This window comes from Streptomyces sp. CBMA152, assembly GCF_014596475.1.
Taxonomy (GTDB): domain Bacteria; phylum Actinomycetota; class Actinomycetes; order Streptomycetales; family Streptomycetaceae; genus Streptomyces.
Genome location: NZ_MECJ01000029.1, coordinates 43000 through 60403 on the forward strand (window position 1 = coordinate 43000; position 17404 = coordinate 60403).

General features: G+C 70.1%; 17 protein-coding genes, 1 pseudogene and 1 riboswitch. Of the genes and pseudogenes, 9 read left to right on the plus strand and 9 right to left on the minus strand.

What is annotated here, in order from left to right; translation table 11 throughout:
* Positions 1-12: 12 nt before the first annotated feature.
* A complete protein-coding gene (gene hisC, locus BG418_RS27190) occupies positions 13-1092 on the minus strand; it encodes a histidinol-phosphate transaminase (RefSeq protein ID WP_188276643.1) in 1080 nt (359 codons plus the stop codon).
* Positions 1093-1496: 404 nt separating this feature from the next.
* On the opposite strand from hisC, the gene BG418_RS27195 reads away from it, so the two are divergent.
* From BG418_RS27195 to BG418_RS27205, 3 genes are all read left to right on the plus strand, one after another.
* Positions 1497-2675: a LacI family DNA-binding transcriptional regulator gene (locus BG418_RS27195; protein ID WP_223185514.1), complete on the plus strand. Its 1179-nt coding sequence runs from the start codon at positions 1497-1499 to the stop codon at positions 2673-2675.
* Positions 2676-2835: 160 nt separating this feature from the next.
* On the plus strand, positions 2836-4020 hold the full coding sequence (locus tag BG418_RS27200) for a metallophosphoesterase (protein WP_399000896.1): 1185 nt from the start codon (positions 2836-2838) through the stop codon (positions 4018-4020).
* A 170-nt stretch (positions 4021-4190) separates the two neighbouring features.
* Positions 4191-5036, plus strand: a complete 846-nt coding sequence (locus tag BG418_RS27205) for a hypothetical protein (protein WP_188276645.1) — start codon at positions 4191-4193, stop codon at positions 5034-5036.
* A gap of 77 nt (positions 5037-5113) precedes the next feature.
* Here BG418_RS27205 and thiC read toward each other — a convergent pair whose 3' ends face one another.
* Positions 5114-6892, minus strand: coding sequence for a phosphomethylpyrimidine synthase ThiC (gene thiC / locus BG418_RS27210; RefSeq protein WP_188276646.1), 1779 nt, complete (start codon positions 6890-6892; stop codon positions 5114-5116).
* Positions 6885-7019, minus strand: a riboswitch (TPP riboswitch). It overlaps the preceding gene by 8 nt.
* 71 nt (positions 7020-7090) lie before the next feature.
* On the opposite strand from thiC, the gene BG418_RS27215 reads away from it, so the two are divergent.
* Entirely contained in the window at positions 7091-8425 is a 1335-nt protein-coding gene (locus BG418_RS27215; RefSeq protein WP_188276647.1) for a YibE/F family protein, read from the plus strand.
* A gap of 16 nt (positions 8426-8441) precedes the next feature.
* Here BG418_RS27215 and BG418_RS27220 read toward each other — a convergent pair whose 3' ends face one another.
* The 4 genes from BG418_RS27220 to BG418_RS27235 all read right to left on the minus strand — a co-directional run bounded on the left by BG418_RS27220 (position 8442) and on the right by BG418_RS27235 (position 10626).
* A complete protein-coding gene (locus BG418_RS27220; protein ID WP_188277229.1) occupies positions 8442-8879 on the minus strand; it encodes an SsgA family sporulation/cell division regulator in 438 nt (145 codons plus the stop codon).
* 100 nt (positions 8880-8979) lie between these two features.
* Positions 8980-9750 (minus strand): IclR family transcriptional regulator, encoded by a 771-nt coding sequence (locus BG418_RS27225; protein ID WP_188276648.1) that lies wholly within the window; start codon positions 9748-9750, stop codon positions 8980-8982.
* A gap of 188 nt (positions 9751-9938) precedes the next feature.
* Positions 9939-10157, minus strand: coding sequence for a DUF5326 family protein (locus tag BG418_RS27230; protein ID WP_188276649.1), 219 nt, complete (start codon positions 10155-10157; stop codon positions 9939-9941).
* A gap of 151 nt (positions 10158-10308) precedes the next feature.
* Positions 10309-10626, minus strand: coding sequence for a cupin domain-containing protein (locus BG418_RS27235; RefSeq protein ID WP_188277230.1), 318 nt, complete (start codon positions 10624-10626; stop codon positions 10309-10311).
* A 49-nt stretch (positions 10627-10675) separates the two neighbouring features.
* Between BG418_RS27235 and BG418_RS27240 the strand changes: the two genes are divergently transcribed.
* The 4 genes from BG418_RS27240 (at position 10676) to BG418_RS27255 (ending at position 13858) form a co-directional block, all read left to right on the plus strand.
* Positions 10676-11056 carry a phage holin family protein gene (locus tag BG418_RS27240; protein ID WP_188276650.1) on the plus strand — a complete coding sequence of 127 codons (381 nt, stop codon included), beginning with the start codon at positions 10676-10678 and terminating at the stop codon, positions 11054-11056.
* A 3-nt stretch (positions 11057-11059) separates the two neighbouring features.
* The gene (locus BG418_RS27245; protein ID WP_317453771.1) at positions 11060-12208 is read left to right on the plus strand and encodes a cystathionine gamma-lyase; all 1149 of its coding nucleotides are present in this window, start codon (positions 11060-11062) and stop codon (positions 12206-12208) included.
* Between the two features lie 209 nt (positions 12209-12417).
* A complete protein-coding gene (locus BG418_RS27250) occupies positions 12418-13314 on the plus strand; it encodes a LysR family transcriptional regulator (RefSeq protein WP_188276651.1) in 897 nt (298 codons plus the stop codon).
* Positions 13315-13375: 61 nt separating this feature from the next.
* Positions 13376-13858, plus strand: a complete 483-nt coding sequence (locus tag BG418_RS27255) for an NUDIX domain-containing protein (protein ID WP_188276652.1) — start codon at positions 13376-13378, stop codon at positions 13856-13858.
* Between the two features lie 17 nt (positions 13859-13875).
* Here the strand turns inward: BG418_RS27255 and BG418_RS27260 are convergent.
* Both BG418_RS27260 and BG418_RS27265 read right to left on the minus strand, forming a co-directional pair.
* Positions 13876-15000: pseudogene (locus tag BG418_RS27260) on the minus strand (globin domain-containing protein); the annotation flags it as partial.
* Positions 15001-15160: 160 nt separating this feature from the next.
* The gene (locus BG418_RS27265; protein WP_188276654.1) at positions 15161-15796 is read right to left on the minus strand and encodes an HAD family phosphatase; all 636 of its coding nucleotides are present in this window, start codon (positions 15794-15796) and stop codon (positions 15161-15163) included.
* 220 nt (positions 15797-16016) lie between these two features.
* Between BG418_RS27265 and BG418_RS27270 the strand changes: the two genes are divergently transcribed.
* Positions 16017-16871, plus strand: a complete 855-nt coding sequence (locus BG418_RS27270) for a GNAT family N-acetyltransferase (protein ID WP_188276655.1) — start codon at positions 16017-16019, stop codon at positions 16869-16871.
* Between the two features lie 64 nt (positions 16872-16935).
* Here the strand turns inward: BG418_RS27270 and BG418_RS27275 are convergent, their stop codons facing one another.
* Entirely contained in the window at positions 16936-17361 is a 426-nt protein-coding gene (locus BG418_RS27275) for a heme-binding protein (protein ID WP_188276656.1), read from the minus strand.
* Between the last annotated feature and the right edge of the window lie 43 nt (positions 17362-17404).

Consider the following 17404-nt stretch of genomic DNA (forward strand, 5'->3'; position numbering starts at 1 on the left):
TCGTACGACCTGCTAGTTCGCCTTGTGGAAGCCCTCGGCGACCTTCAGGAAAAGGTCGTTGGCCTCGGTCTCGCCGATCGTGACGCGCACGCCCTCGCCCGCGAACGGCCGGACCACCACACCGGCCGCCTCGCAGGCCGCGGCGAAGTCGACCGTACGCTCGCCCAGGCGCAGCCAGACGAAGTTCGCCTGCGTCTCGGGCACGGTCCAGCCCTGGCCGACCAGGCCCTCGTAGACCCGGGCGCGCTCGCCCACCAACGCGCCGACGCGGCCGAGCAGTTCGTCCTCGGCCCGCAGCGAGGCGACCGCCGCGTCCTGGGCGAGCTGGCTCACGCCGAACGGGACGGCCGTCTTGCGCAGCGCGGCCGCCACCGGCTCATGCGCGACCGCGAAGCCGACCCGCAGCCCGGCGAGCCCGTACGCCTTGGAGAAGGTGCGCAGCACCGCCACGTTCGGGCGGTCCCGGTAGATCTCGATCCCGTCCGGCACGTCGGCATCGCGGATGAACTCGCGGTACGCCTCGTCCAGGACCACCAGCACATCGGACGGCACGCGGTCGAGGAATCGTTCCAGCTCGGCCCGGCGCACCACCGTGCCGGTCGGGTTGTTGGGGTTGCAGACGAAGATCAGCCGGGTCTTGTCGGTGATCGCGTCGGCCATCGCGTCGAGGTCGTGCACCTCGCCGGAGGTCAGCGGCACCCGGACGGACGTGGCACCACTGATCTGGGTGATGATCGGGTACGCCTCGAAGGAGCGCCAGGCGTAGATCACCTCGTCGCCGGGGCCCGAGGTGGACTGGATAAGCGACTGGGCGACGCCGACCGAGCCCGTACCGGTGGCAATGTGGGAAACCGGCACGCCGAACCGGTCGGCCAGCTCGTTCATCAGTTCGGTGCAGGCCATGTCCGGGTAGCGGTTGAAGCTCCCGGCGGCGGCGATCGCGCTCTCCATCACACCCGGCAGCGGCGGGTACGGGTTCTCGTTGGAGGACAGCTTGTACGCGACCGGGCCGCCGGCGGCCGCGGGCTTGCCGGGCTTGTAGGTGGGGATGCCGTCCAGCTCGGCGCGCAGCTTGGGGCTCGTCTCGCTCACCGCAGGTCCTCCTCGACCGTTCCATCCATCCGAATACTGCTCACCTTATGAGGATTCGGCGCCCCTGCGAAGAGCCGTGGGCCTCCGCCCGGCACAGCCCGCCGCACCTGCGCGGATCCGGCTGCCCACGGGCGCACGCGGAGGGGGAGCGCTCCCTGCAGGTCCGCGCGCCGGTGGCTCGCGCCGTGGCGCGCATCCCTCGTGCAGGTGAGTTGAGACCTCTTCGAAACTTCGGGCATTCGGCAGCCGCCCGCCAATCGACAACCGTCACCACAACGCGATGACCACCAACTCCCTTGCAAACCAAGGGCATTAACGATTTACGATCATGCAGAAACGTACCTGTCAACGCGTGCATATGCACCCGGGCCAACTGTCTCCCCTCGCCCTACTATCGGCTCGCCATGACAGCAGCAGGGAAGCACCAGGTGAGCCGGTCAACCGGTCGCCGGCTGGGGCGGGCGGGCATTCGGGACGTGGCCGCCGCCGCCGGCGTCTCCATCACGACCGTCTCAGACGCGCTCAACGGCAAGGGCCGGCTCCCCGACGCCACCCGCCGCCACGTCCGCGAGGTCGCAGACCGGCTGGGCTACCGCCCATCCGCAGCGGCCCGCACGCTCCGTACCGGGAAGTCCGGCTTGATCGGGCTGACCGTGACGACGTACGGGGATGAACCTTTCACCTTCACCGAATTCGCCTATTTCGCCGAGATGGCGAGGGCCGCGACCTCCGCGGCGCTCGCCCGGGGCTACGCCCTGGTCATTCTGCCCGCCACCTCACGCCGCAGCCCCGCGGACGTCTGGTCGAACGTCGCCCTCGACGGAACCGTCGTGATCGACCCCTCCGACCAGGACCCCGTGGTCACCGAGCTCGTCCGCCAAGGGCTGCCGGTGGTCTCCGACGGCCGACCGGCGGGCTCGCTGCCGGTGACCGCCTGGGTCGACAACGACCACGAGGCCGCCGTACTGGAACTGCTCGACCATCTAGCCGCCGCCGGCGCCCGCCGGATCGGTCTGCTCACCGGCACCACCACCGACACCTATACCCGGCTCTCCACCGAGGCGTACCTCAGCTGGTGCGAGCGGGTCGGCCAGGATCCGGTCTACGAGTCCTATCCCGCCCACGACCCGTGCGCGGGCGCCGTCGCGGCCGACCGGCTGCTCGCCCGCCCCGACCGACCCGACGCCGTGTACGGCCTGTTCGACCCCAACGGCACCGATCTGCTCGCGGCCGCCCGGCGGTACGGGCTGCGCGTGCCCGAGGACCTGCTGCTCGTCTGCTGCAGCGAGTCCACGGTGTACGCGACGACCGAGCCGCCCATCACCACCCTCTCGCTCAAACCCCGCCGTATCGGCACCGCCGTGGTCCAACTGCTCATCGACGCCATCGAAGGCATCGACCACGGTCACCCGATCGAGCAGGTGATACCGACCGAACTCATCATCCGTACGTCGTCGCAGCGCCGTCCGCCGCGTACGACGGTCAGCCCGCCGCGCTCACCCGTCGCGGAGCCCCGAAGGGGCCATGGCCAGGACCCGAACGTGCCGGACAGGAGCACCGAGAGCGATGCGGACAAGGACTAGACCAACACATTGGGGACATAACAACCGGTGAACCCCGGCCGCGCCCCGATTCACCACCCCTGGTGCGTCACACAGCACGGGCCGCATTCCTATGATGGGCGCACGACATCAAGGATCCCTGCCCGACCAGGGGGGTCCCCCGGTGTACGGCGGCGCGACGGTGGTGGAGGGGTCGATGACTCAGGGGGCCGGTCAGGGACCCGTGCGGACGGAGACGTTGCGTGACTTCCGGGTGCCTCCGTACGCGCAGAATCCCGCGCATCCCGCGCAGGTTCCCGCGCCGCCCCCGCCTGTCGGCATGCCATCACCCGTCGACATCCACCCGGCGGTGGATGCGCACCCCGTCGTGGCCACGCACCCGGCCGAGGCGTACCCCGCGGACATCCACCCGGGGAACGCCTTTGCGGACGACGAGCCGCCGGAGGGCTACACCCCGACCGCGCGCGACCTCCCGGTGATCAACCGGGGGGACACCGTGCAGGTGCGGATCGAGACGGACCCGGCCTCGGCGCCCGTCGCCGACGGCCTCGGGCCGCTCTTCGTCGTGGGCGACGTCCACGGCTACCTCGACGAACTCCTGGCCGCCCTGCGCGAGCAGGGGCTGATCGACATCGACGGGAACTGGGCCGCGGGCAACGCCCGCCTCTGGTTCCTCGGCGACTTCACCGACCGCGGCCCGGACGGCATCGGCGTCATCGACCTGGTGATGCGGCTGTCCGCCGAAGCCGCGGCCGCCGGCGGCTACTGCAAGGCCCTCATGGGCAACCACGAGCTGCTGCTGATCGGCGCCAAGCGGTTCGGCGACACCCCGGTCAACTCCGGTGCGGGCACCGCCACCTTCCAGGCCGCCTGGCTGCTCAACGGCGGCCAGAAGGCCGACATGGACCGCCTCCAGGACGTCCACCTCCAGTGGATGTCCCGCCTCGACGCGATCGAGCAGGAGGACGACCATCTGCTGATGCACTCCGACACCACCGCCTATCTGGAGTACGGCGACTCCATCGAGGCCGTGAACGACACCGTCCACGCGCTGCTCACCCGCAACGACGCCGACGAGTGCTGGGACCTGTTCCGGAAGTTCACCAAGCGCTTCGCGTTCCGGGACGAGGGCGGCTCGCAGGCCGCGCGCGAACTGCTCTCGGCATACGGCGGACAGCGGGTGGTCCACGGCCACAGCCCGATCCCATACCTGCTGGGCGAAGTCGGCACCGAGGACGGCGAGGAGGACTCACGTCCGGTAGTGGAGGGTCCGCACGTGTACGCGGACGGCCTGGCCATCGCGATGGACGGTGGGGTGACCATGGCCGGAAAACTGCTGGTCGTGCAGTTGCCTCTGCATGACTGACGCGTAATCGGGAAAGCGTCGGCTCGGGCGGTAGCAAGGTGATTTCGGAAACACCCTGTCACCCCGTGCCGTAACCGCTCTACCATCGGCTTATCCGTAGCAGGCTCTCCTCCGTTTCCGCCCAATCGCCCGTACGACAGCCGGGCTTCGCGGCTACGGAGCATCGGGGGATGCACATGAACAGCGCTCCGCACCTGCTGACCGAGGACCGCCCGGAGTTCGAGCGGATCCTCGACGACGCACTGCGCACCGCGCCCGACCGGCCGGAGCTGGCCGGCGTAGGAGTACGGCTCAACACCGAGCAGCTGCGCACCATGGTGCTCAACGCCGGTGCCCTCGTCTCGGCGGCCGCGGCGGCCGAGTACGACCACTACGTCAGGGCGCGCGAGGAGATGCGCGCGCCTTCCACCACCGCGCTCGCATCCGACCGCGGCTCGGTTCTCGCACCGCCCGTCGTCGACAGCCCGGACTCCACCTCGGGCGCGGGCATCGGCGCGGTCGTCGCGGTGCTGGCACCCGTCCTCGCGGGGACCGCCGCCGCCATCTTCCTGCTGGTCGGCTACATCCTGAAGATGCTCAACCCTGAGCCCGCCTTCGCCGACACCATGCTCACCGCGGGCTGGTTCTTCGGCGCGCTGACCGCTGCCGCGATACTCGCCGCGGCGATCGGCCTGCTGCTCACCGCGCTGCGCAACGGCGCCACCCAGGTCGTCGCCGACCCCGAGGAAGGCGAAGAGGGCGACGAAAAGGCCCAGGAGGTCTCCCGGGCCCGCGAGGCCTGGCGCCACGCCCTGATGGAGCGGGGTATCTACCCGTTCCTGCGGGAGGCACTGGCCGACCCGAGCACCGACCCGGGTGCGCCTGCCCGGCGCCCGGCACGCCGGATCCCCACGCTCGGCTATGACCGGCCCGACTTCGACAGCCCCGGCGACCCGTCCTCGGACACCCGCCCGAGCTTCACCAGCCCGGACTTCACCAGCCCCGACTTCGGGGGCCCCGAGCACCAGCCGGAGTGACAAGGCATCAAGGCATCGCGGCCGCCTGTTTCACGTGAAACATCCGTACGTTTCACGTGAAACAGGCGGGCCGTACGTCACTCCGCGATCGGCAGATAGACCCGGTTGCCGGACGCGGCGAACTCCTTGGACTTCTCCGCCATCCCGGCCTCGATGTCGTCGGTCGCCAGATCCCCGCCGTGCTCGCGCCGGATGTCCTGCGAGATCTTCATCGAGCAGAACTTCGGACCGCACATCGAGCAGAAGTGCGCGGTCTTCGCGGGCTCCGCGGGCAGCGTCTCGTCGTGGAACTCCCGGGCGGTGTCCGGGTCGAGGGCCAGGTTGAACTGGTCCTCCCAACGGAACTCGAAGCGGGCGTCCGACAGCGCGTCGTCCCACTCCTGTGCGCCCGGGTGCCCCTTGGCGAGGTCGGCTGCGTGCGCCGCGATCTTGTACGTGATGACGCCGGTCTTCACGTCGTCCCGGTTGGGCAGCCCCAGGTGCTCCTTGGGCGTGACGTAGCAGAGCATCGCGGTGCCCCACCAGGCGATCATCGCGGCGCCGATGCCGGAGGTGATGTGGTCGTAGGCGGGCGCCACATCGGTGGTCAGCGGCCCGAGCGTGTAGAACGGCGCCTCCTCGCAGATCTCCTGCTGGAGGTCGATGTTCTCCTTGATCTTGTGCATCGGGACGTGTCCCGGGCCCTCGATCATCGTCTGCACGTTGTGGCGCTTGGCGATGGTGTTGAGCTCGCCGAGCGTACGCAGCTCCGCGAACTGCGCCTCGTCGTTGGCGTCCGCGATGGAGCCGGGCCGCAGGCCGTCACCGAGGGAGTACGTCACGTCGTACGCCGCGAGGATCTCGCAGAGCTCTTCGAAGTTCTCGTACAGGAACGACTCCTTGTGGTGCGCCAGGCACCACGCGGCCATGATCGAGCCGCCGCGCGAGACGATGCCCGTCTTGCGGCGGGCGGTCAGCGGCACGTACCGCAGCAGCACACCGGCGTGGACGGTCATGTAGTCGACGCCCTGCTCGGCCTGCTCGATGACCGTGTCCTTGTAGACCTCCCAGGTCAGCTCCTCGGCCCTGCCGTCGACCTTCTCCAGGGCCTGGTACAGCGGCACCGTGCCGATCGGGACGGGGGAGTTGCGCAGCACCCACTCGCGGGTGGTGTGGATGTTGCGGCCGGTGGAGAGGTCCATGACCGTGTCCGCGCCCCAGCGGGTCGCCCAGGTCATCTTGTCGACCTCCTCCTCGATGGAGGAGGTGACGGCGGAGTTGCCGATGTTGGCGTTGACCTTCACCAGGAACCGCTTGCCGATGATCATCGGCTCGATCTCCGGGTGGTTGACGTTGGCGGGCAGCACCGCGCGCCCGGCCGCGATCTCCTCGCGGACGACCTCGGGTGAGACGTTCTCGCGGATCGCCACGTACTCCATCTCCGGGGTGATCTCGCCCCGGCGGGCGTACGCGAGCTGGGTGACGGCCTGGCCGGCCCGGCCCCGGCGCGGCTGGCGCGGGCGGCCCGGGAAGACCGCGTCGAGGTTCTTCAGGCCCCCGCGCGGCGAGGTGTGCTTGATGCCGTCGTCCTCGGGGCGGACCGGACGGCCCGCGTACTCCTCGGTGTCACCGCGCGCGATGATCCAGTTCTCCCGGAGCGGGGCGAGGCCGCGGCGGACGTCCGTCTCGACGTTCGGGTCGGTGTACGGCCCGGACGTGTCGTACAGCGTCACGTCCTTGCCGTTGGTGAGGTGCACCTGACGGACCGGCACCCGGAGGTCGGGGCGCGAACCCTCGACGTACCCCTTGTGCCAGCCGATGGACTTCCCGGCCTCGTTCTGGTTCGAGGCAGGCGTGCGTGCGTCCTGAATGGTCATGAGACCTACTCCCTACGCCGGCATTACCCGGTAACAGGTTCAGCGGTCGGCGCAGCCGTTTCCGTACCGTTCGTACGGATTTCAGCGCCCTCTCAGCCCGGTGCTCCGAGCTCCCGCGTGTGCAAAGGTGTCACCACGCTAGCGTCATATCGAGCGCGCTGAACAGAGGGACCCCCCTGTTCTTGCGATGATCTGGCGGTGACGTCAACACAGCACCCACCCGAAGACGCCCACGGACACCCGCACGGCCAGGCCCATGGGCACTCCCACAGCCATGGCCCGGCGGCGCCTGTCTCGAAGCACCTCCGCAAGGTGATCGCCGCTGTGCTGATCCCGTTCTCGGTGGCCGTCGTGGTCGGCCTGGCCGTCCTGTGGCCCGGCGGCGCCCCGCCGCACCAGCGCACCGGAGTCGGATTCGACCGCCAGACCCAGCAGGCCAAGGTCGTCGGCATCCAGAAGGTCGACTGCAAGACGGTCAACGCCGGTCAGACCCCGTCCAACGGCGACACCTCGACGGCCGAGGGCCAGGAGGCCAAGCGCGCCCAGCAGGGCCAGTGCGCGAAGGCCACCATCGAGCTCACGAGCGGCAAGGAGAAGGGGCGCACGTTCACCGAGATCGTCCAGCCCGACGCCCCGCGCCAACTCCACAAGGGAGAGGGCGTGATCGTCGCCTACGCCCCCGACGCGCCCCACGATCTCCAGTACTCGGTGACCGATGTGAACCGCCGGTTCCCGATGGCGCTGCTCGCGGGGATCTTCGCCCTCGCGGTCGTGGTCGTGGGCCGGCTGCGCGGGGTGATGGCGCTGGTCGCGCTGGTCGTCTCGTTCGCGGTGCTGACGCTGTTCATCCTCCCGGCGATCCTGCAGGGCTCGAATCCGCTGCTCGTGGCGGTGGTCGGGGCGAGCGCCATCATGCTGATCGCGCTCTATATGTGCCATGGCCTCTCGGCTCGTACGTCGGTCGCCGTGCTCGGCACGCTGGTCTCGCTCGTCCTGATCGGACTGCTCGGCTCGATCTTCATCGGCTGGGCCTCGCTGACCGGCAACACCGACGACAACACCGGGCTGATCCACGGCCTCTACCCGAACATCGACATGTCCGGTCTGCTCCTCGCCGGGGTGATCATCGGTTCGCTCGGTGTGCTCGACGACGTGACGGTCACCCAGACCTCGGCGGTGTGGGAGCTGCACGACGCGAACCCGACGATGGGGCCGCGCGGCCTGTACCGGGCGGGCATCCGGATCGGCCGCGACCACATCGCGTCCGTGGTCAACACCCTGGTCCTGGCGTACGCGGGCGCGGCGCTGCCGCTGCTGCTGCTCTTCTCGATCGCGCAGAGCAGTGTGGGGACGGTAGCCAACAGCGAGCTCGTCGCGGAGGAGATCGTCCGCACGCTCGTGGGCTCGATCGGTCTGGTGGCCTCGGTCCCGGTGACCACGCTGCTGGCGGCCCTGGTCGTCTCGGCGGACCGCCCGGCGGCCTCGGCCGGCGGCCCGATGCGCGGCGGGCGCGGGCGCCGCCGCAAGAAGTAGCGCAGGAGGCGGGCGCTCAGCCCGCGTTCTGCTCCTCGGCCAGGATCCGGCCCAGCGCCTCGTCCAGGTTCCCGTCGAAGTCGCCGAGCGCGCGCTCCTGTCCGAGCGGTACGAGCTTGTCGGTGCGGTCGAGGAACGCCACGAGCGAGGCCGCACCGGCCCGGAACAGCGCCCGCTCGCCGCCGACCTGGAGCCGGATGTGGACGTCGGAGAGCTCTTCGGGGCGGGTCGGCGCGATGTGCACATCCCCGTCGCCGCTCGGCGCGTTGATGCCGTCCAGCAGCAACTCCCGCCCGAACGCCCAGCTCACGGGCGCGTCGCCGGGCAGATGGAACGTCATCCGGATCGCGTACGGATCGACGGCGCGGTAGGTCAGCTCCACCGGGATCCTGAACGAGAGCTCCTCGGAGACGAGGAACTTCATCATGACCTCTGCCTCGACCGACCCACGCATCATGTACCCCGCTGTATCCGGATCTGGCCAGGAATGATCCCCCCTGGCCCTCTTGACGCAATCGTGCTGTAAGCGCTAGCAGATCACAAGGAGTGAGATTTCAGATACTGATAGAGAACGCGAGGGAGCCGAGCAGTCTCCCCACTTCGCCGCGCAGCTGCTCGATCGCAGGAAGCAGGCGTTCTTGCTGGTCAAGGGGGAGAGAGATGGCCATGGTGGCGGCCCCGGAACCGGCCGTGACGGGGATCGCCGCGCACACCGTGCCCAGCGCGTACTCCTGCCGTTCGACCACCGGACGCATACGCTCCGTAGCCGCCAGACGGTCAAGGAGGGCGCGGCGGTCCCGTACGGAATACGGGGTGACCGCGCGGACCGGATGCCGGTCCAGATGGTCCTCGCGGGACTTCTCGTCGAGCTGGCTCAGCAGACACTGCCCGATCGCGTGCGCGTGGCCCGTCTCGCGGAAGTCGGCCCACTCCTCGACGGCGGGCGCCGACGGCGTGTCGGCCACCGCGACGAGCTCGATCTCGCCCTCGCGGTAGACGGCGAAATAGACGGGGACGCCGATGGCGTCGCGCCACTGCGCGAGCGACTGAATGATCTTGCTGCGACGATTCTGCAGAGCTCCGCCGTGCGCCAGCCGCTCGGCCGCCTCGCCGAAGACGAACACCCCGTTCTCCCGGCGCAGATAGCCCTCATGGGTGAGCGTGCGCAGCAGGTGGTACGCGGTGGGCAGCGGCAGCCCCGCCTCGCGCGCCAGCTGTTTGGCGGGAGCGCCGTCCATATGGGCGCCCACGGCCTCCAGCAGGCGCAACGCCCGCTGGACCGAGCCGATCAGGGTAGGGACAGCGGCGTTCGCAGCCGTGGCCACGGGTCACCCCCAGGCGTGCTGACGGGCGAGAGGCCCGCCCGAGGCAGCAGAGGTTTTTCACCTTAACGGCCGCCTCCGGCGCCACGGGGGTCCGGACGGATCCGTTCCCTCAGCCGGGCTAATCCCTGTGCTTGTTGTACGAGCGCGGCGCCCGATGGACCCGGGCCCGTACGCACTCGGCCCGCTGTCTACCAGTCGCCGCGCGAGGACGAGGAGGACATGAACCTCCGTACGACGTAGATCAGACCGCCGACCAGGGCCACGAAGATCAGCGCCTTGAAGAGCAGCCCGAACAGGAAGCCGACCACGCTGGCGATCAGACCGCCGAACACCGCGAGGGCGATGACGGGCACGGCGACCCACTTCACCCACCAGGGCATCCCCGCGAATATCTCCCGTGTGGCCATCGTCCTTACCTCTTTCGCTCTCTGAAGCTCCTGGAGTCTTGGGCTGCTGCCTTCGACACATCCGATGCTAGGGGCGAGGGGGTACCGAACGGGGGCCTCGCAGCCCTTGGACTCCCCTGACCGGACCCCTAGGGAAAACCGGGGTCGACCCTCAGCTCTCAGGGGGAGAGAAGACGACGAGAACCCTCAGGTCCTCGACCACATGGTGGAAACGGTGGGCCACTCCGGCCGGTACGTAGACGACGCTGCCGCGCGCCACCTGCGTGGTCTCCAGGCCCACGGTGATCGACGCGCGGCCGCTCACCACGAAGTAGATCTCGTCCTGGGCATGCGGCTTCTGCGGGTCGTGGTCCCCCGCGTCCAGGGCGTACAGCCCCGCCGACATGTTCCGCTCGCGCAGAAACTGCAGATACGCGCCGTCGTTGGCGGCGCGCTCCGCCTCCAGTTCGTCAAGCCGGAATTCCCTCATCGCCGTCCGCCCCTGCCTGGTACCGATCACGTCTGCCACGATCAGACACATGAAGAATTTCGTAGTCAAGACGATCGCCAACGCGGCGGCCCTGGCCGTCGCCATCTGGCTGGTTAAGGACATCACCCTGACCGGCGACAACACGGGCAAGAAGGCCCTGACGCTGGTCCTGGTCGCGCTGGTCTTCGGCGTGGTGAACTTCGTCGTCAAGCCCGTCGTGAAGTTCCTGTCGTTCCCGCTGTTCATCCTCACGCTCGGCCTGATCACCTTCGTGATCAACGCCCTGATGCTGCTTCTCACCTCGTGGCTGGCCGGAAAGCTCAACCTGAACTTCCACGTCCACGGGTTCTGGACGGCCGTCCTCGGTGGCCTGATCATCTCGATCGTGTCGTGGGCCATGCACATGGTCCTGCCCGACGACGAGGACTGATCCGTGAGCGCGGGTGTGAATCCCCCGGACGCGCCGGGCGACGGCACCAGAGCGGTGCGGGCCGGTCTTCCCGATCCGGTGGCGTACGAACCCTCGCTGCCCGGGCCGGTGTTCGCCGCCCACTTCCACCTCCCGGGCGAGGCGGTGGGCCCCTACACCTACGGCCGCGACACCAACCCGACCTGGACCCGTCTGGAGCGGGCCCTCGCCGAGCTGGAGTCGCCGGACGAGCCCGCCGAGGCGATCGTCTTCGCCTCCGGCATGGCGGCCGTCTCGGCGGTACTGCTCTCCCACGCGCGCGTGGGCGACGCCGTGGTGCTGCCGGACGACGGCTATCAGGCGCTGCCGCTGGTGCGCGAGCAGCTGGCGGCGTACGGCGTCGAGGTGCGCACCGCGCCGACCGCCGGCGACGCCCAGCTGGACGTCCTGGAGGGCGCCGCACTCCTGTGGATCGAGACGCCGTCCAACCCTGGCCTGGACGTCTGCGACATCCGCCGGCTCGCCCGGGCCGCGCACGAGACGGGCGCGCTGGTCGCGGTCGACAACACCCTGGCCACCCCGCTCGGCCAGCGCCCGCTGGAACTGGGCGCGGACTTCGCGGTGGCCAGCGGCACCAAGGGCCTGACCGGCCACGGCGATCTGCTGCTCGGCTATGTGGTGTGCCGCGATCCCGAGCTCGCCGCGCGCGTACGGAAATGGCGCAAGGTCGTCGGCGCGATCCCCGGGCCGATGGAGGCCTGGCTGGCCCATCGCTCGCTGGCCACCCTCCAGTTGCGCGCCGACCGCCAGTCGGCGAACGCGCTGGCCGTCGCCCAGGCGCTGTCCGATCGGGCCGAGGTCTCGGGGGTGCGCCATCCCGGGCTGCCGTCCGACCCCTCGCACCGCCGGGCCGCCGCGCAGATGCGCCGCTTCGGCTGCGTCGTCTCCTTCGACCTGCCCGATCGCGCGCACGCGGAGCGGTTCCTCGCGGCACTGCGGCTGGTGGACGACGCCACGAGCTTCGGCGGGGTGCGCTCCACGGCCGAGCGGCGCGGTCGCTGGGGCGGTGACAAGGTCGCGGAGGGCTTCATCCGCTTCTCCGCCGGAGCCGAGGACACCGCCGACCTGGTCGCGGACGTACGCCGTGCGCTGGACGAAGCGGCTGTCTCGTAGTGGGCTGCGCGCCGCAGCGGCGGCGGACGGTCCGAGCCTCCCCCCTCCTGGCTCGGACCGCCCCGGTTCCACGCGCGAAGAACCGCGCCACCAAGGCTAGTTGACTCTGTGTCAGTGTCCAATCACGGTAGCGACAGAGACCTATCGACATATTTATAGTTGTGTCCGGCCGGAGACGGTGTGAGGCAGTTCGGGACGGGAGGGCGCCCATGGACCTCGCCCTGCTGCGTACGTTCGTGACGGTGCACCGGGCAGGTTCCTTCACCCGGGCCGCCGCTCTGCTCGGCCTCTCGCAGCCCGCTGTGACCAGCCAGATCCGCACGCTGGAGCGGCAGTTGGGCCGCCCGCTCTTCCTGCGCCAGGCCCGGGGCGTGACCCCCACGACCATCGGCGACGAGCTGGCGCAGCGGGCCGCCCCGCATCTGGACGCGCTGGTCGAGATCGCCGAGTCGGGGGTGTACGAGGACTCGGGGATACGCACCCTGCACCTCGCGGGGCCGCCCGAGTTCACCTCGCTGCGTGCACTGCCCGCGCTGACCGCACTCGTCCCGCAGGGTCTGGCCCTGCGCGCCTCCTTCGGGAACGCCGAGGAGACCCTGGAGGGCCTGGCCGCGGGCCACCACGACCTCGCCATCGCCACCGCCCGCCCGCGCGGCCGGCTGCTCAGCTCGACCCCGTTGTGCGACGAGGAGCATGTGCTGGTCGCGGGTGTGCGCTGGGCCGGACGGCTCGCGCCGGGTGCGCTGCGGCGCGGGGGCCCCGGCGTACTGGAGCACATCCCGGTGGTGGAGGTGCACGAGTCGCTGCCGCTGGTGTCGCGCTACTGGGCCGCCGTCTTCGACACCAAACCGACCACCGCGGGCACGGTCGTCGCACCCGACCTGCGGGCGGTCCTGGAGACGGTGATCGCGGGCGCGGGGCTGGCCGTACTGCCGCGCTATCTGTGCGAGGGGGCACTGGAGCGGGGCGAGCTCGTGGCGCTGCTCGACCCGCCGGTGCCACCGCTGCGGACGTACTTCCTGGCGGTGCGGGCGGGCACACTGGCCCGGCCGCACATCGCCCGGGCGCAGGAGTGGCTGCTGCGCGCCGCGGTCGACTGGAGCTGAGCGACGTACTGACCGGAGCCGAGCAAGTTTCGCGGCCGTCGTCACGGGCCACATTCCTCCCATGACCGTCCGACCCGTGGTCAAGCGCACCGCACGAGCCGTCCTCCTGGACGGCGACGACCTGATCCTGATCAAGCGCACCAAGCCCGGCATGGATCCGTACTGGCTCACCCCCGGTGGCGGCGTCGAGCCGGAGGACTCCACCGTCGTCGAGGCCCTGCACCGCGAGGTGCACGAGGAGCTCGGCGCGAAGATCACCGATGTGGTGCCCTGTTTCGTCGACACCGTCGAGCACATCGGCGCCGACGGCGGGGCCACCGGGGTGAAGGTGCAGCACTTCTTCGTCTGCCGGCTCGACTCCATGGACACATCCCTGCGGCACGGCCCCGAAGTGGAGGAGCCGTGCGGCGAGTACGAGATCGTACGGATCCCGTTCACCCGCGTCGGGATCGCCTCTGTCCACCTCGTACCGCTGTCGCTGCGGCACTACCTCGACGGCAACATCGAGGGCGTGCGCGCGATGCACGCGCCCGACCTGGGCTGATCCGGGGGCGCGCGGCCTCAGTCGTTGGCCGCGACGAGCTCCTCGACCGAGTCGTGCCGGATGCGGTCCGACGGGATGCCGATGTCCCGCAGAGTCGTCACCCCGCTGCGGATCAGGCCGGGCGGCCCCGACACGAAGGCGTCGTAGGAGTTCCACGGCCCGTACTCGCGCACCGCGTCGGGCAGCCGTCCGGTCAGTCCCCGGCTGGGGCTGTCGGAGATGACCGGCCGCACCGACAGCCAGGAGTGCGCCTGCTGGAGCCGCAGCAGGGTGTCGATGTCGTACAGATCGTGGTTGCTGCGGGCGCCGTAGAAGACCTCGACCGGCCTGCGCTCTCCGTACCGGGCGACGTCCTCGACCAGCGCCTTGATGGGCGCTATGCCGGTGCCGCCGCCCAGGCAGAGCATGCCGTTGTCGGTGCTGTGGTCGACGACCATCGACCCGGCGGGCGGCCCCAGGCGCAGCGTGTCGCCGGGCCGGGCGCGGTGGACCAGGGCGCCGGAGACCCAGCCGGCCGGGACCGCCTTGACGTGCAGCGACAGCAGCCCGTCGGAGCGGGGCGCGGAGGCCAGTGAGTAGTGCCGCCAGATGCGCGGCCACCAGGGCGTCTCCAGCGTCGTGTACTGGCCCGCCAGAAAGGCGTACGGCTGGTCCGGGCGGAGCGTGACCACCGCGACGTCCGGGGTCCGCAGATCGTGCGAGACGACCTCCGCGTACCACCACGCGGGCGCGCGCCGCTCGTCCTCGTCGGCCGCGTCGATCATGATCTGGGACATCGTGGTGTACGCGCGGATCCAGGCCTGCTGGGTCGCGTCGTCCCAGGTCTTCTCGGCGTACCGGATCAGCGCGCCGATCAGCGCCTCGCCGACGGCCGGGTAATGCTCGGGCCGGGTCCCGTACTTGCGGTGGCCCCGGCCCAGTTGTCTCAGATATTCGGTGAGTGTGGCGGTGTTCTCCAGATGCTCGGCGGCCGTGAGCAGCGCCTTGAGCAACCGGTCGCGCTGGGCGTCCATGGCTGCGGGGAAAAGCGTGCGCAGCTCCGGGTCGCCTATGAACAGCAGAGCGTAGAAGTACGACGTGACCTTGTCCGCTAACGGTGCGATCTCCGCGAGTGTGCGGCGTATCAGCACAGCGTCGGTCGACGTGGTGGTCGGAGCGTTCATTCCTTGTCTCGCCTCGAACCTCTGGCCGTAGGAACCGACGTCCGGGAGTCCCGTCCCTCCCGTAACGGGAGCATGTCAGGTGGACGGGCCGGGCGGGGACAAATAGCAGGAATCCCGGGTATCCGAACCCGCTTTCCCGTTAGGCTCGTTTGACTTGTGCGAGCGCGTAGGCCTCTCGGAGGTCGCCGCCCGTGTACGTGTGGGTGGCGAGCCCGGCGAGATGGTGGTCCGCGTTCACGGCGACGGACACCGGCACCGAGGCGAAGAGTTCCACGTCCGACATGGAGTCCCCGTACGCGATGCAGTCCGCACGGCCGACGCCGAACTCGGTGCGCAGCCGCTCCGCGACGCCCACTTTCGCGGACGCGTTGAGGATCCCGGCCGGGTCCACGGGCCGGGTGAAGGGCACCTCGGGGAAGACGGATCCGTGTGCCGCATGGGCTCCCCACTCCAGCAACCGCTCCACGAAGAACGACGGCGAGAGCGAGATGACGGCGCAGTAGTCGCCGCGCTCCCGGATGTCCCGCCACACGTCCTGGATCCCGACGAGCCAGGGCGCCGACACGAAGGCCGCCGCCACATGGGCTTGGGTAAGCCCGGACCACAGGCCGTGCACGCGCACCGCGTACTCGGGCGGGCCGATCCTGCCCCCGGCCAGGTCCCGCTCCAGCTCGCCGATCTCGTCCAGCAGCCCCAGCTGCCGGGATATCTCGACGGGCGCGGCGGACCCCTTGATGAGGGTGCCGTCGAGGTCGAAGAGATGAAGTCTCGCCATGTACGCCGAGGCTAGTACCCATGGTTACGGCCCACCGCCGGGCACCCCGGCCGGTGCCCGGAGACGTACATCCGCTCCATGTTTCACGTGAAACAACGCTCTCGGTCCCTGTTTCACGTGAAACATCCGCACCGCGGCCTGACAGAGCGTGGCCGAAAGCAACGTCCCGTATACGCAAAACGGTGGACGCGGTAAGGGTTTATCGGACAGCCTGATCTCCATGCCCTCACCGCTCGCCGAGCTTCCGATCCGCCGTCTGACCATTGACGACCTCGTTTCCTGCGCCGACCTCTCCGAGAACCGCGGCTGGCCGCGCGAAGAGCACAAGTGGGGCCTGCTCCTCACCGCGGGAACCGGTTACGGAATCGACGACCCGGAAGGCAAGGGGCTGGTCACCGTCTGCGTGGTCACGTCCTACACGCCGGATCTGGCCGCGATCGGCATGGTCCTGGTGGCCGAGAAGTTCGCCCGGCAGGGCGTGGGGCGACGGCTGATGCAGCACGTCCTGGCGGAGCTCGGGGACCAGCCCGTCACCCTGCATGCCACGCCGTTCGGGCAGCCGCTCTATGAACAGCTGGGCTTCGAGGTCACCGGCCGCGTGGAGATGGTCCGCGGCCACTTCCGCCCGTCGGGTCCGGCCCCCACCGTGGCCACCCGCCCCGCGACCGCCGAGGACCTGAGCGCCATGCTGCGGCTGGACGCCGAGGTCTTCGGCCGCGACCGTACCCATGTGCTCACCCGGCTGCCCGCCTTCGCCGACCAGCTGCGGGTCGCCGAGGACTCGGGGGGCCTCATCGGTTACGCGGCGGCCTGGCCGAACATGGAGACGCATGTCGTGGGCCCTCTGGTCGCCCGGGACACGGAGACCGCGAAGGCCCTGGTCGCCTCGCTCGCGGCGGGCACGGACCGCCCGCTGCGCACCGACATCGACGTACGTCACGAGGAGCTGCTCGACTGGTTGAAGGCGAACGGCCTGGAGCCGCTCGCCTTCAACGCGGTGATGACGCGCAACATCCCGGGCCTGCCCGGCGACTGGACCCGCCGCTTCGCTCCCCTGACGGTCGCGGCGGGCTGATCGGACGCCTTCACGGAGGCCGCCGTGTCGATACGAAGGCCGGTGGTCAGCTACGGGCCGGTGCTCAGCCGAGTTGGCGCACGGCCTCCGTGGCGAAGCCGTGGTCCTGCTCGGGAGCTCCACCGCCCACGCCGATGGCCCCGATGAGCCGGCCGCCACGGTGGACGGGGACGCCGCCCGCGATGAAGAGCAGCGGCCGGTCGAGCGCGGTCGGCAGGGTGTGGAACAGCCCGCCCGGCTGCACCGCGTCGACGAGGTCGGCGGTCGCGGCGTTGAGCTGGAGCGCGGTGTACGCCTTGCGGGTGCTGGTCTCGCCCGCGATCAGCACGGCACGGTCGTCACGGCGGAAGGCGAGCAGATGACCGCCCGCGTCGAGGACGGTGACGGCGACCGTGACTCCGGCGTCCTCGGCGGCGACACGGGCCGCCTCGACGAGCGCTTCGGCGTCCTGGGTGGTGAGCGGGGCGACGGCGGTGGGGGTGGCGGTCATGAGGGGTAACTCCTTGATGCGGTGGTGCGGTTGAGGCGGTGGT

Excerpts from the sequence above, each read along its gene's own strand:
- BG418_RS27230 (WP_188276649.1), bottom strand. The coding sequence starts at position 10,157 with ATGGCCACACGGGAGATATTCGCGGGGATGCCCTGGTGGGTGAAGTGG.
- BG418_RS27205 (WP_188276645.1), top strand. The coding sequence starts at position 4,191 with ATGCACATGAACAGCGCTCCGCACCTGCTGACCGAGGACCGCCCGGAG.
- thiC (WP_188276646.1), bottom strand. The coding sequence starts at position 6,892 with ATGACCATTCAGGACGCACGCACGCCTGCCTCGAACCAGAACGAGGCC.
- BG418_RS27195 (WP_223185514.1), top strand. The coding sequence starts at position 1,497 with ATGACAGCAGCAGGGAAGCACCAGGTGAGCCGGTCAACCGGTCGCCGG.
- BG418_RS27220 (WP_188277229.1), bottom strand. The coding sequence starts at position 8,879 with ATGCGTGGGTCGGTCGAGGCAGAGGTCATGATGAAGTTCCTCGTCTCC.
- BG418_RS27255 (WP_188276652.1), top strand. The coding sequence starts at position 13,376 with ATGACCGTCCGACCCGTGGTCAAGCGCACCGCACGAGCCGTCCTCCTG.
- BG418_RS27250 (WP_188276651.1), top strand. The coding sequence starts at position 12,418 with ATGGACCTCGCCCTGCTGCGTACGTTCGTGACGGTGCACCGGGCAGGT.
- BG418_RS27270 (WP_188276655.1), top strand. The coding sequence starts at position 16,017 with ATGCCCTCACCGCTCGCCGAGCTTCCGATCCGCCGTCTGACCATTGAC.
- BG418_RS27265 (WP_188276654.1), bottom strand. The coding sequence starts at position 15,796 with ATGGCGAGACTTCATCTCTTCGACCTCGACGGCACCCTCATCAAGGGG.
- BG418_RS27240 (WP_188276650.1), top strand. The coding sequence starts at position 10,676 with ATGAAGAATTTCGTAGTCAAGACGATCGCCAACGCGGCGGCCCTGGCC.
- BG418_RS27275 (WP_188276656.1), bottom strand. The coding sequence starts at position 17,361 with ATGACCGCCACCCCCACCGCCGTCGCCCCGCTCACCACCCAGGACGCC.
- BG418_RS27235 (WP_188277230.1), bottom strand. The coding sequence starts at position 10,626 with ATGAGGGAATTCCGGCTTGACGAACTGGAGGCGGAGCGCGCCGCCAAC.